We start from the raw sequence: 13022 nt of genomic DNA, 5'->3' as shown, positions 1-13022 counted from the left end.
AGCGCGACGCCATGGGTGCGGTAGCGATCGAACAACCAGTAAAGACAACCCGGATTACCCGGGAGCGTGTGCGCGATGGCATGGCGACGGCGGTGCGTCTGTCCCGCCAGGTATTCGAGGTAACCCGGGAGCCGAAGGTGGTGATTACCCTCGCCCTGGTGCTGGTGCTGACCGCCTCGGCTATTGGCGTAGTAATCAGCTCCCACCAGAACCGGGAACTGTTCAATACCTTGTCCAGTTTGCAGGAGCAGCGCGACGGCTACCAGCGGGAATGGAGTCAGTTGCTGCTGGAGCAGAGTGCACTGAGCAATCATGGTCGGGTCGAGAAACTGGCGGCCCAGCGTTTCAACATGGTGGTGCCAGAGCGTCAGGACATTGTCCTGGTGCCGCTGATGTCCACCGTTGCAGCCAAATAATAGCAACAACAAACTCTTGGGGTGGCTGATTTGTCCAGTCAGGGAAAGCAGGCGACAAGCTGGAAACAGCGGGTGCTGACAGGCCTGAAGGCCTGGCGCTTCGGCACTGTGCTGGGCGTTTTCCTGCTGGTTATGGCTGGCATCAGCTGGCGCCTGGTTGACCTGCAAGTGGTCGACAACGAGTTCCTGCGCCAGCAGGGCGATGTGCGCACCATCCGGGTGGAGTCTATTGACGCCCACCGGGGTGTGGTGGCGGACCGCCACGGTGAGCCGCTGGCGGTGAGTACCCCGGTGCAGACCCTGTGGGCCAACCCCTCGGAAACCGATCCTGAAGATCCCGGCCTTGCGGCACTGGCCAGGGTTATCGGCATGTCTGAAGGCGCACTGCGCCAGCGCCTGCGTGATTACGCGGGGCGTGAGTTCATCTATCTGCGCCGTAAGGTTCAGCCTGCCATGGCCCGCGAAGCGTTAGAGCTGGGCATTGGTGGCATCTACTCACGGCAGGAATATCGTCGTTACTATCCTGCGGGCGAAGTGACTGCTCACATTGTCGGCTTCACCAATATTGATGAAGACGGCCAGGAAGGTATCGAGCTGGCGTATAACCAGTGGCTGACCGGTGAGCCAGGCCGCAAGCGCGTACTGAAAGACAATCGCGGTCGGGTGATCAAGGACCTCATGCTGATCCGGGACGCCCGGCCCGGCAAGGACATGGAGCTGAGCATCGACCTGCGTCTGCAGTATCTTGCTTACCGGGAACTCAAGGCCGTGGTCAGTGCCCATAAGGCCCGAGGCGGCACCCTGGTGATGCTGGACGTGAACACCGGCGAAGTGCTGGCGATGGCGAATCAGGGCTCCTATAACCCGAACGACCGTTCCCAGCTGGATCCGGCCAATTTGCGTAACAAGGCCATTACCGATCTGTTTGAGCCGGGCTCCACCATGAAGCCCATTACCGTTGCTGCGGCACTGGAATCCGGCAAGTACAAACCGGAAACCCTGATTGATACTTCGCCGGGCTACCGGCGTTTTGGCCGTTTTACGATCCGGGATTTTCGTGATTACGGCGCTTTGAGCCTGAACGACATCATTGTGAAATCGAGCAACGTCGGGGTCAGCAAGATCGCCACCGAGCTGGGTGGCGATGTACTGAGAAACCTGTATGCGCGCCTGGGCATTGGCCAGGCCACCGGTATCGGTTTCCCGGGTGAGGCAGTCGGTGTGCTGCCGGCCCGTCCGAAATGGCGCCCGGTAGAAGAAGCCACTTTGTCCTACGGCTACGGGCTGAGCGTGAATGCCCTGCAGCTGGCCCAGGCCTATATGGTGCTGGCTAACGGCGGCATCCGTTACCCGGTCAGTTTGCTGAAGCAGGACCAGAAGCCAGAGGGCCACCGGGTGTTGTCCGAAGAGGTAACCCTGGCGGTCAGGAACATGTTGAGGAACGCTGTTGCCAAAGGCACCGGTGGCCGGGCCCAGCCTGGCCTGTATGCCGCTGGTGGCAAAACCGGCACGGTGCACCTGGTGGGTGCCCAGGGCTATGAAGACAGCCAGTACAAGGCCATTTTTGCCGGCATGGCGCCCATTGATGATCCGCGAATCGTAACCGTTGTGGCCGTTGATGCGCCGCAGTCCGGGGAATACTACGGTGGTGAAGTTGCCGCCCCGGTATTTGCCCGGGTTATGGGAGACGCATTGCGACTGCTGAATGTGAAGCCTGAACTGGAAGTGTCCGACGCCAAGGCGACGGCATCCGGAGAGAGAGGTTAACGCCATGTGCATCACATCAATCAGCACTCTGCTTCAGGGCATTGTGGACGTGCCATCGGTCTTTGACGTGACCATCCACGGCCTTCAGACGGACAGCCGGGCGGTACGATCGGGCGACGCCTTTATTGCCCTGGCGGGTTCTGCCACGTCAGCGGAACACTATGTAGATGATGCCATCGCTGCGGGTGCTACCGCAGTGTTGCTGGAAGCCAGTGAACACCGGGAATGTCATGAACGCTCAGGCGCCCTGATTGTTCCGGTTGTCGGCCTGCGCGCCCAGTTGGGGCGCGTCGCCACCCGGTTTTTCGAGCATCCGTCCCGGCATTTGCGGCTTATTGGGGTCACCGGTACCAACGGCAAGACTTCGGTAACCCAGTACATCGCCCAGCTGCTGAAAGACACCGGCACCCCGTGCGGCGTGCTGGGCACCCTGGGTTATGGCATGCCGGGCAACCTTATGCCGGCCACACATACCACGCCGGACGTGGTGCAGGTGAATCGTGTGCTGCATCGCATCCGGACCGATGGTGGCAGGGCTGCGGTGATGGAAGTGTCTTCCCACGCTCTGGATCAGGGCCGGATCGACAAGCTGACCATGACCGGAGCCGTGTTTACCAACCTGACCCGGGACCACCTGGATTACCACGGCAGCATGGAGGCCTACGGCGAGGCCAAGGCCAGGCTGTTCCAGCGTGAGGAATTGCACTTCTCGGTGATCAATTTCGACGATCCGTTCGGGCGCCAGCTGTATGGCCAGCTTGAAGGGTTGTGTGACCGTGTCCGCTACAGCCTGCACGAGGGGCAGACCGAGTTGTGGCTGAAAGAATTCAGACCTGAAGCTTCCGGCTTCCGTGCCCTGGTGGATGGCCAGTGGGGCGAATTTGAGCTGCAGGTGCCGCTGCTTGGCAGCTTTAACGCCAGTAACGTGCTGGCGGCCCTGGCCACGGTGCTCACCCTGGGTGTACCGCTGGAGCGTGCAGTCGAAGCCAGCTCGCACCTCACGCCGCCTCCGGGCCGGCTTGAGCGTTTCACCGGTGCCGATGGCAAGCATGTCATTGTGGACTACGCGCATACCCCGGACGCCCTGGCCAATGCCCTGGCGGCCTTGCGGCCCCATGCGGCAGGCAAGCTGATTTGTGTATTTGGCTGTGGCGGCGACCGGGATGCCGGAAAACGCCCGGAAATGGCAGCAGAAGCGGAAAAGCGTGCAGATGTGGTGATCGTGACTGACGACAACCCGCGCTCTGAAGATCCGGCGAAGATTGCTGCCGATATTGTGCAGGGCTTTTCTGCAGGTGCCGCGTACCGGGTTATCCATGACCGTGCGGCGGCCATCGCCGAAGCCATTGCCATGGCCGGTCCGGACGACCTGGTGCTGGTGGCCGGAAAGGGCCACGAGGCCTACCAGGAAGTGGCTGGCCAGAAGCTGCCATTCAGTGATGCCGAGCAGGTGCGCCACCACTTGAACCTCAATGGAGGTGTGGCATGATGCGCGCCTTTTCGCTGGCGGAAGCTCAGGGCTTCCTGCAGGCCAAACTGGCCGGCGCGCCGGTGGATGCGGATACGCTCCGCTTTGATGGTGTGTCGACCGATACCCGGGCAGTCAAGCCGGGCCAGTTGTTTGTGGCGCTGCGCGGCGACCGTTTCGATGGCCACAAGTTTCTGGAGCAGGCCCGGGCACAGGGTGCGGTGGCGGCAGTGGTCGATACCGCAGATGACACCGTTGCCATGCCGCAACTGGTAGTGGCCGATACCGTCAATGCACTGGCAGGTCTGGCGGCCGCAAATCGAAGCGAAAGCCGGGCAGCGCTGGTGGCGATTACCGGTAGCAGTGGTAAGACCACCGTGCGGCAGATGACTTCCGCCATTCTGGCGCAGATGGGGGCTACCCTGGCGACAGAGGGCAACCTGAACAATCACATCGGGGTTCCGCTGACCCTGTTCCGGCTGGAGCCTGCGCATCGTTACGGTGCCATCGAGCTGGGTGCCAGCGGGCTGGGCGAGATTGCCCACACGGTGAACATTGTTCGCCCGCAGGTGGTCATTCTGACCAACGCCGGGCAGGCGCACCTGGAAGGTTTCGGCAGTTACCAGAATATCGTGCAGGCCAAGGGTGAGATTATTGATGGCGTGGCCGCCGATGGTGCGGTGGTGCTGAACCGGGACGACCCTGCCTTTGACCAGTGGTTACAGCGGGCCGGATCGAAGCGGGTCGTGAGTGTGTCCCGCATGGGGCACCCGCAAGCGGATTACCGCGCCAGGGCAGCAATCCAGGCAGACCAGTCCCAGGCGCTGGAGATTGACGGCCCTGACGGCTGGCATTGCCGCCTGGTACTGCCGCTGCCGGGTGAACACAACATTACCAATGCACTGCTGGCGCTGGCGGCATGCCGGGAGCTGGGTGCGACCGAACAGCAGCTGGTGCACGGGCTGAGCGGTGTGCAGCCGGTAAAAGGGCGGTTGCAGGTACTGAAGCTGACCGACGATTTCACGGTGATCGACGACAGCTATAACGCCAATCCCGCGTCCATGAAGGCGGCGCTGGATGTCCTGGCGGCCTGTCCGGGTACCCGGGTGGCCGTATTCGGCGCCATGGCTGAGCTGGGTGAAGGCGCTGAGGCGCTGCACCAGGAAGTAGGCGCCCACGCCCGGGCAAAGGGTATCGAACGCCTGTTGGCGGTGGGTGCCGGTAGCGAAGGCTACGCCCGGGGTTTCGGAACAAATGCCGAGCAGGTCCAGAGCCATGAACAGGCGATGGAGGCCATTCTGAATGGCCGGCAGGGAAATACCACTGTACTGGTGAAAGGTTCTCGCAGTTCCGCCATGGATCGCGTGGTGGAGGGAATTCAGAAAAAGGTGACAAACACATGCTGCTCTGGCTGACAGAGATACTATCGCAATACTTTTCATCACTGACGGTGTTTCAGTACCTGACCCTGCGCGCCATTCTGGGTGTGCTGACGGCGCTGCTGATCTCGCTGCTGATCGGCCCGGTGATGATCCGGAAACTCAGCCAGTACCAGATTGGCCAGGCGGTTCGGGATGATGGCCCGCAAACCCACCTGAGCAAAGCAGGCACCCCCACCATGGGCGGCGCGCTGATTCTGGTGGCTATCGCGATTTCCACCCTGCTGTGGGCAGACCTGAGCAACCGCTATGTCTGGATTGTACTGCTGGTCACCTTGTTGTTCGGTGCCATTGGCTGGGTAGACGACTACCGCAAGGTGGTGGAGCGTAATCCGCGCGGCCTGCCGGGCCGCTGGAAGTATTTCTGGCAGTCGGTGATTGGTGCCGCGGCGGCGGTAGGGCTGTATTTCAGCTCCTCATTGCCCCAGGAAACGTCCCTGTACCTGCCGTTCCTGAAAGATGTGTCCATCACCCTGGGGCCGGTGATGTTCATTCTGCTGACCTATTTTGTGATTGTCGGCAGCAGTAACGCGGTGAACCTGACAGACGGCCTCGACGGCCTGGCGATTATGCCTACGGTGATGGTGGCCAGCGCCCTGGCCATCTTCGCGTATGTGTCCGGCCATGCCCAATTCGCCAACTACTTGCTGATTCCGCATCTGCCGGGAACCGGCGAGCTGATTGTGTTCTGTTGTGCCCTGGTGGGCGCGGGCCTGGGTTTCCTCTGGTTCAACACCTATCCGGCCCAGGTATTTATGGGTGATGTAGGTGCGCTCGCCTTGGGGGCGGCTCTGGGTGTGGTGGCTGTGATCGTCCGCCAGGAAATCGTGTTGTTCATCATGGGTGGTGTGTTTGTGATGGAAACCATCTCGGTGATCCTGCAGGTGGCATCGTTCCGCCTGACCGGCCGCCGGATTTTCCGGATGGCACCGTTGCACCACCATTTCGAGCTTAAGGGCTGGCCCGAGCCGCGAGTCATCGTGCGCTTCTGGGTCATTACCGTGGTCCTGGTCCTGGTTGGCCTGGCCAGTCTGAAAATCCGATAGGAAGTTGCTACGGCTATGAGTGTCATTGTTTCGGATCGTCGCACATTGGTAGTAGGGCTCGGTAAAACCGGGCTCTCCTGCGTGCGCTATCTGTCTGGAACAGGCAGGGACATTGCCGTGGCCGACAGCAGGAGTAACCCGCCGGGGCTGGATGAGCTGAAGGCCGGCTGGCCGGATGTGCCGGTGTACCTGGGCGATTTCGATGAAGAGCTGTTTGCCCGTTTTAACGAACTGGTGGTCAGCCCGGGCATCAGCGTTGCCGAGCCCGCCATTGCCGGTGCCGCGCAGAAAGGCGCCGTGATTCGCGGTGACATCGACCTGTTTGCGGAAGCCGCAGACGCACCGATCATCGCCATTACCGGTTCTAACGGTAAAACCACGGTGACTACCCTGGTGGGCGAAATGGCGAAGGCGGCCGGCCGCAAGGTTCAGGTAGGCGGCAATATCGGTACCCCGGCCCTGGATCTGCTGGGTCAGGGCGTTGATCTGTATGTGTTGGAACTGTCCAGCTTCCAGCTGGAAACCACGGCGGAACTGAATGCCCAGGCTGCCACCGTACTGAACGTCAGTGACGATCATATGGACCGGTACCCGGACAAGATGGCGTATTTCCAGGCCAAGCAGCGGATCTATCGCGGTTGCCGCAATGCCATTGTGAACCTGGACGATGCCCTGAGCACGCCGATGGCCCGGGATAACCTGAGATTTCTGTGTTTCGGTTTTAACCGGGTGAATCCGGAAACCTTCAGCACCCGGGATGACGAACGGGGCACCTGGATTACCTTCGGCTTCGACAACCTGCTGCTGGCCAGCGAACTGAAACTGATGGGCCTGCACAACATCAGCAATGTGATGGCTGCGCTGGCCCTGGGCCACGCCGCCGGCCTTGCGATGGAACCGATGCTGCAGGTGGCACGTGAGTTCCGTGGCTTGCCTCATCGCTGCGAGTTTATCCGGCAACTGGGCGGCGTGGATTACATCAACGATTCCAAGGGTACCAACGTGGGTGCCACGGTTGCCGCCATTGAAAGCCTGGCCCCCGAGCAGGGCAAGGTGGTGCTGATTGCCGGCGGTGATGGCAAGGGTGCTGATTTCCAGCCGTTGGCTCAGCCGGTGGCACAGCATTGCCGGGCGGTGGTGCTGATTGGCCGTGATGCACCGGCGATTGCCGCCGCCTTGCCGGAAGACGTGGTGACGGTGATGGCGAGCAGTTTTGAGCGGGCGGTGTCTGATGCCCGGGAAATGGCCCATGAGGGCGACCGGGTCTTGTTATCGCCGGCTTGCGCCAGCTTCGACATGTTCCGGGATTACAACGATCGGGGTGATCAGTTCCGCACCCTGGTGGAGGCACTGTGATGCAGGCAGGTATGACCATACCGCAAATCAGGACCTGGGACGGCCAGTTGCAGCCGCTGCCGGTGTTGGTGGTGTCTGCGGTAGCCCTGCTGGTGGTGGGTGTGGTGATGATCTCCTCGGCCTCCATGGATATGGCCGAGGCCACCCTGGGCAATGGCTATCACTATGTGATCCGGCAGTTGCTGTATGCGGCCATGGGCTGCGTCGCCGCGCTGATTGCGGTGAACGTGCCAGTAAGCTGGTGGGAGCGCAGTGGCTGGCTGATGCTGGGTATTGGCCTGGCGGTGCTGGTGCTGGTGCTGACGCCGCTGGGGCGGACTGTTAACGGTTCTACCCGCTGGATCCCGATGCTGGTGTTCAATGTGCAGGTATCGGAAGTGGCCAAGCTGTGCCTGATTGCCTACCTGGCAGGCTACGTGGTGCGCCGCCGGGAAGAGCTGCTGAATACCTGGCCCGGCTTCCTGAAGCCCCTGGTTGTTCTGGGTGTGGCTTCGGTGCTGCTGGTAATCCAGCCCGACTTTGGCGCCACGGTGGTTCTGGTGACCGCGGCGGCGGGCATGATTTTTCTCAGTGGTGTGCGGCTGACCCGCTTCGCACCGCTGATCGCCATCCTGGCGGTACTGGGCACGGTGCTGGTGGTTACCCAGCCGTACCGGCTGAAGCGGGTAGTGAGTTACCTGGACCCCTGGAAGGACCAGTTTGATTCTGGCTATCAGCTCACCCAGTCACTGATTGCCTTCGGGCGCGGTGAGTGGTTCGGCGTTGGCCTGGGCAATTCGGTGCAGAAGCTGTTCTTCCTGCCGGAAGCCCACACAGACTTTATTTTCTCGATCATTGCCGAGGAGTTCGGGCTGGTCGGTGCATTGATTGTGCTGGGGCTGTTTACCGCCCTGGTGGTGAGCGGGTTTGTGATTGCCCGCCGGGCGGAAAAATCGGGCATGCCGTTCGGGGCCTGTTTCAGCTATGGCCTGACGCTGCTGATCGGTTTGCAGGCCGGCATCAACATGGCCGTTGCCACCGGCCTGCTGCCCACCAAGGGCCTGACCCTGCCGCTGGTGAGCTATGGCGGCTCCAGCCTGATGGTCACCTGCGTGGCGATCGGGGTGCTGGTACGGGTTGAAATGGAACGGCTGGATCGGGTTCGTATGTCCGAACAGGAAAAGACAAGCAAGGTACGGGGAGGGGCTGTGTATGACTGAACCTCGCCGTTTTCTGATGATGGCCGGTGGTACCGGCGGCCACGTATTCCCGGCCCTGGCAACGGCCCGGGCGCTGCAGGAGCGCGGCCATGAAGTTTACTGGCTCGGCGCCAGTGGCGGCATGGAAGAGCGGCTGGTGGGTAACACCGATATTCCGTTATCCACCATTCATATCTCCGGCCTGCGGGGCAAGGGCAAGCTGGCGCTGCTGCTGGCGCCGTTCCGCCTGATGCGGGCTCTGGGCGAGGCCTGGACACTGCTGCGCCGGATCAATCCGGATTGCGTGGTGGGTATGGGCGGCTTTGTGACCGGCCCTGGTGGAGTAGCCGCCTGGATGCAGCGCCGGCCGCTGGTGGTGCATGAGCAGAACGCGGTTGCCGGTATGACCAACCGCTGGCTGACCCGCTTTGCCGAAACCGTGCTGGAAGCTTTTCCCGGCAGTTTCGGCGACAAGGTCATTACCCGCTGCACCGGTAACCCGGTGCGCAAGGATGTCGCCGAGCTGCCGGAGCCGGCAGAGCGTTTTGCCGGCCGAACCGGGCCGGTACGCATCCTGGTAGTGGGCGGCAGCCTGGGCGCCCAGGTGTTCAACGAACAGTTGCCGAAGGCCCTGGCGCTGTTGCCGGAAGCCGACCGGCCGCAGGTGCGCCACCAGTGTGGCGAAAAGAATCTCGAAGCCGCGCAGCAGTCCTATGATGCTGCCGGCGTGAAGGCCAGCGTAGAGCCCTTTATTGCGGATATGGCAGAAGCCTACGCCTGGGCAGACCTGGTGGTGTGCCGGGCGGGTGCCCTGACGGTGTCGGAGCTGTGTGCTGCCGGGGTAGGCGCGATCCTGGTGCCGTTCCCCCACGCGGTGGACGACCATCAGACCCGCAACGGCCAGCACATGGTCAAGGCCGGTGCCGCCATTCTGGTGCCGCAGCCAAGGTTTACCCCCGAGGCACTGGCCGACACCCTGAAAGGGTTGTCCGGTGACCGGGAAAAAATTCTGGGAATGGCGCAGGCCGCGCGCTCGCTGGCCCGTCCCGATGCAACGGAGAGAGTCGTGAATTACTGTCTGGAGGCCGCCAATGGCTGATGCAAACAATCCGCCGCTGGTGTACCAGGTGCCGGAAATGCGCCGAATTCGCCATATCCACTTTGTCGGTATCGGCGGTGCCGGCATGAGCGGTATTGCCGAAGTATTGAAGAACCAGGGCTACGACGTGTCCGGTTCCGACATCAAGGAAAGCCCGGTAACAGACCGGCTTCGGGCCATGGGTGTGGAAGTGCAGATCGGCCACCGCGCCGAGAACAGCGCCAGGGCAGATGTGGTAGTGGTGTCCACCGCCGTGGGCAGTGATAACGCGGAAGTGGCAGCGGCCCGCAGCCGCCGGGTGCCGATTGTGCCCCGGGCGGAAATGCTGGCGGAAATCATGCGCTATCGCCACGGCATTGCGGTAGCCGGCACCCACGGTAAGACCACCACAACGAGCCTGATTGCCTCGGTGCTGGGTGAGGCGGGGCTGGACCCGACCTTCGTGATTGGCGGCAAGCTCAACAGCGCCGGCACCAATGCCCAGTTGGGTGGTTCCCGCTACCTGGTGGCGGAAGCCGACGAAAGCGATGCCTCGTTCCTGCATCTCACACCGGTTATTTCCGTGGTCACCAACATCGAAGCGGACCACATGGACACCTACGGTGGCGATGTCGAAAAGCTGAAGCAGACGTTCGTCGATTTCCTGCACAACCTGCCGTTTTACGGTGTGGCAGTGATGTGTGTAGACGACGACTATGTGCAGGAAATCATTCCCCGCATTTCCCGCGCCATCATCACCTACGGCATCGATAACCCCGACGCGGACTACCGCGCCGAGCAGATTACCTCGGACGGCCTGAAAACCCGCTTTGTGGTGCGCCGCCCCGGTGGCCGGCCAGACCTGGCCGTGGAACTGAAGATGCCGGGTCGCCACAACGTGCTGAACGCACTGGCGACCATCGCGGTGGCAACGGACGAAGGCGTGGACGACCAGGCGATCTGTCGCGGGCTGGCCGGCTTTGCCGGTGTCGGCCGCCGGTTCCAGGTTTACGGCGAGTATCAGATTCCGAAAGGTACTGTGACCCTGGTGGATGACTACGGCCATCACCCCACTGAAGTGGAAGCCGTCATCCGTGCCGCCCGGGATGCCTGGCCGGGCCGCCGTATTGTGATGCTGTATCAGCCGCACCGGTTTACCCGTACCCGGGACCTGTACGAAGACTTCGTACGGGTGCTGGCAGAAGTCGACGGCCTGCTGCTGATGGATGTGTATTCCGCCGGCGAACCCGCCATTCCGGGCGCTGACGGTCGGGCCCTGTGCCGGAGCATCCGTCAGCGGGGCAAGGTGGAACCGGTGTTTGTGGAAGACAACCGCGAGATTGAAAGTCTCCTGACCAACGTGTTGCAGGATGGCGACCTGCTGATTACCCAGGGGGCAGGAGACATTGGTGGAGTAGCGGCACGACTGGCCGCAGCAGGAGTAACAGCAAGTGAGTGATCTGACGCATACCGACGCACAGCCGTATCAGGCATCGCCCGGGCTGGTGAAAGCCCTGGGCCGGGTGGCGGTATTCATGGGCGGCGATTCGGCCGAGCGGGAAGTGTCGCTGAAGAGCGGCCAGGCCGTGCTGTCGGCCCTGCAATCTGCTGGTGTGGATGCCGTGGGTATGGATATCCGGGGCTGCCTGCTGGGTACCGTCGAGAATCCGGAGTTTGACCGGGTGTTTATTGCCCTGCACGGTCGTGGTGGTGAAGACGGCACCCTGCAGGCGATTCTGGGCCAGGCGGGTATTCCCTACACCGGCAGCGAAGTGCTGGCATCGTCACTGGCCATGGACAAACTGCGCACCAAGTATGTGTTCGAAGGCTGCGGCCTGCCGACACCGGCATTTCGGGCCATGAAATCGGTGGATGAAGCCGAAGCTATTGTGGCAGCTCTGGGCACACCCCTGAGCGTCAAGCCGGCCCACGAGGGCTCCAGCATTGGTATCCGCAAGGTGCGAAGCGCCAGCGAGCTGGCAGAAGCCTATGAAGCGGCTGCCGCCATGGACGACCTGGTGCTGGTGGAAAAATGGATCGAAGGGCCGGAGTTCACCGTCAGCCTGTTGCAGGACCGGGCCCTGCCGGCCATCGGTCTGAGCACCGACCACGATTTCTATGATTACGACGCCAAGTACCTGGCTGATGACACCCGCTACCGCATTCCCTGCGGACTGGCGCCGGATGATGAACTGCGGCTGCAGCACCTCGCCCTGGAAGCCTTCCGGGTGCTGGGCTGCCGCACCTGGGGCCGGGTAGACATCATGCAGGATGCCGATGGTGAGTTCTGGCTGCTGGAAGTAAACACCGTGCCGGGCATGACCGACCACAGCCTGGTGCCGATGGCGGCAAGGGCTGCGGGCATCAGCTTTGAAGAACTGGTGGTGCGCATCCTGAAGGACACCGTGCAGGAGGCTGCGAATGCTTGAAACACTGCAGATCCGGAGCCGGGCGGTACCGCCCGAGCAGCCCCGGCGCCGGGGGGCAACCTCCGTGGGTCCGGAGCGGGACCGGTTTGGAGTGTTGAAAGCCATTCTGGCGACTGTGCCCTGGATGCAGGTAGGGCTGGGAGCCCTGGTGGTTCTGCTGGCGGCCATGGTGCCCTGGGGCACCGACCGCCTGCTGACGGCCATGGATCAGCAGATTCTGGCGGTGGATGTGCGCGGCAACTTTATTGGTGAAAACCCGGTGGACGTAGAGCGGGCAGCCAGTGCCTGGGTCGGCAAGAGCTATTTTGCCACCGACCTGGCCGACATCAAGGCTGAGCTGGAGCGCCGGCCCTGGGTCGAGTCTGCTGCCGTCAGGCGGGTATGGCCCGGTCGCCTGGAAATCGACATCCGGGAGAAAAAGCCACTGGCCTACTGGACAGATGGTCGCCTGGTCAGCCGCGCCGGGGAACTGTTTGCCCCGGCCAATCCGGAAGTTGCGGGCAAGCTGCCCCGGTTGGCAGGGCCTGACGAGCGGGTGCGAGATGTCATCGACATGGCCCGCAATATGAGCGAGCAATTACTGGGATACGGGCTGGGCTTTGCCGGCCTGACCCTTGAACAAAGGGGGGCCTGGACCCTTACCCTGGCCAACGGCATCGAAGTGGTGCTGGGCCGGGACCAGGTAGAGCAGCGCTTCGAGCGTTTTATAACAGTTTACGAGAACCGGCTGGCTTCAAGAGTCAGCGAAGTCAGCCGGGTTGATGCCCGTTACTCGAACGGAGTCGCGGTGCAGTGGAAAGCGGATGTGGCACAGGCCACTCCGAAATCCTGATAACGATTATTAC

At 62.0% G+C, this 13022-nt stretch carries 11 protein-coding genes; all 11 read left to right on the top strand.

Annotation, left to right across the window (positions count from 1 at the left end):
- Window positions 1–11 precede the first annotated feature (11 nt).
- The 11 genes from ftsL to AQ621_RS04305 are packed head-to-tail and all read left to right on the top strand — an operon-like array spanning window position 12 to window position 13009.
- Window positions 12–416 (top strand): cell division protein FtsL, encoded by a 405-nt coding sequence (gene ftsL / locus AQ621_RS04355; RefSeq protein ID WP_058340415.1) that lies wholly within the window; start codon window positions 12–14, stop codon window positions 414–416.
- 30 nt (window positions 417–446) lie between these two features.
- Window positions 447–2183, top strand: a complete 1737-nt coding sequence (locus AQ621_RS04350) for a peptidoglycan D,D-transpeptidase FtsI family protein (RefSeq protein WP_058340457.1) — start codon at window positions 447–449, stop codon at window positions 2181–2183.
- A 4-nt stretch (window positions 2184–2187) separates the two neighbouring features.
- A complete protein-coding gene (locus tag AQ621_RS04345) occupies window positions 2188–3672 on the top strand; it encodes a UDP-N-acetylmuramoyl-L-alanyl-D-glutamate--2,6-diaminopimelate ligase (RefSeq protein WP_058340414.1) in 1485 nt (494 codons plus the stop codon).
- Window positions 3669–5066: a UDP-N-acetylmuramoyl-tripeptide--D-alanyl-D-alanine ligase gene (locus AQ621_RS04340; protein WP_058340413.1), complete on the top strand. Its 1398-nt coding sequence runs from the start codon at window positions 3669–3671 to the stop codon at window positions 5064–5066. The genes AQ621_RS04345 and AQ621_RS04340 overlap by 4 nt, the downstream gene beginning before the upstream one ends.
- Complete coding sequence (gene mraY / locus AQ621_RS04335) at window positions 5051–6136, top strand: phospho-N-acetylmuramoyl-pentapeptide-transferase (RefSeq protein ID WP_058340412.1); 1086 nt, start codon at window positions 5051–5053, stop codon at window positions 6134–6136. Before AQ621_RS04340 ends, mraY begins: the two co-directional genes overlap by 16 nt.
- 15 nt (window positions 6137–6151) lie before the next feature.
- Complete coding sequence (gene murD / locus AQ621_RS04330) at window positions 6152–7492, top strand: UDP-N-acetylmuramoyl-L-alanine--D-glutamate ligase (RefSeq protein ID WP_058340411.1); 1341 nt, start codon at window positions 6152–6154, stop codon at window positions 7490–7492.
- An 11-nt stretch (window positions 7493–7503) separates the two neighbouring features.
- Complete coding sequence (ftsW, locus tag AQ621_RS04325; RefSeq protein WP_227508224.1) at window positions 7504–8691, top strand: putative lipid II flippase FtsW; 1188 nt, start codon at window positions 7504–7506, stop codon at window positions 8689–8691.
- Window positions 8684–9769: an undecaprenyldiphospho-muramoylpentapeptide beta-N-acetylglucosaminyltransferase gene (murG, locus tag AQ621_RS04320; protein ID WP_058340409.1), complete on the top strand. Its 1086-nt coding sequence runs from the start codon at window positions 8684–8686 to the stop codon at window positions 9767–9769. The genes ftsW and murG overlap by 8 nt, the downstream gene beginning before the upstream one ends.
- The gene (murC, locus tag AQ621_RS04315) at window positions 9762–11207 is read left to right on the top strand and encodes a UDP-N-acetylmuramate--L-alanine ligase (RefSeq protein ID WP_058340408.1); all 1446 of its coding nucleotides are present in this window, start codon (window positions 9762–9764) and stop codon (window positions 11205–11207) included. The genes murG and murC overlap by 8 nt, the downstream gene beginning before the upstream one ends.
- Window positions 11200–12177 (top strand): D-alanine--D-alanine ligase, encoded by a 978-nt coding sequence (locus AQ621_RS04310; protein WP_022988686.1) that lies wholly within the window; start codon window positions 11200–11202, stop codon window positions 12175–12177. The genes murC and AQ621_RS04310 overlap by 8 nt, the downstream gene beginning before the upstream one ends.
- A complete protein-coding gene (locus AQ621_RS04305) occupies window positions 12170–13009 on the top strand; it encodes a cell division protein FtsQ/DivIB (protein WP_058340407.1) in 840 nt (279 codons plus the stop codon). The genes AQ621_RS04310 and AQ621_RS04305 overlap by 8 nt, the downstream gene beginning before the upstream one ends.
- The last annotated feature ends 13 nt before the right edge of the window (window positions 13010–13022 follow it).

Origin of the sequence: Marinobacter sp. P4B1 (genome assembly GCF_001447135.1) — a bacterium.
Lineage (GTDB): Bacteria > Pseudomonadota > Gammaproteobacteria > Pseudomonadales > Oleiphilaceae > Marinobacter > Marinobacter vinifirmus.
Note: the sequence above shows the minus strand (reverse complement) of the source record. Positions and strands in the feature narration are given on the sequence as shown.

Coding starts and splice junctions, on each gene's coding strand:
- AQ621_RS04345 (WP_058340414.1), top strand. CDS start 2,188: ATGTGCATCACATCAATCAGCACTCTGCTTCAGGGCATTGTGGACGTG.
- AQ621_RS04305 (WP_058340407.1), top strand. CDS start 12,170: ATGCTTGAAACACTGCAGATCCGGAGCCGGGCGGTACCGCCCGAGCAG.
- ftsL (WP_058340415.1), top strand. CDS start 12: ATGGGTGCGGTAGCGATCGAACAACCAGTAAAGACAACCCGGATTACC.
- murG (WP_058340409.1), top strand. CDS start 8,684: ATGACTGAACCTCGCCGTTTTCTGATGATGGCCGGTGGTACCGGCGGC.
- mraY (WP_058340412.1), top strand. CDS start 5,051: ATGCTGCTCTGGCTGACAGAGATACTATCGCAATACTTTTCATCACTG.
- AQ621_RS04340 (WP_058340413.1), top strand. CDS start 3,669: ATGATGCGCGCCTTTTCGCTGGCGGAAGCTCAGGGCTTCCTGCAGGCC.
- murD (WP_058340411.1), top strand. CDS start 6,152: ATGAGTGTCATTGTTTCGGATCGTCGCACATTGGTAGTAGGGCTCGGT.
- murC (WP_058340408.1), top strand. CDS start 9,762: ATGGCTGATGCAAACAATCCGCCGCTGGTGTACCAGGTGCCGGAAATG.
- ftsW (WP_227508224.1), top strand. CDS start 7,504: ATGACCATACCGCAAATCAGGACCTGGGACGGCCAGTTGCAGCCGCTG.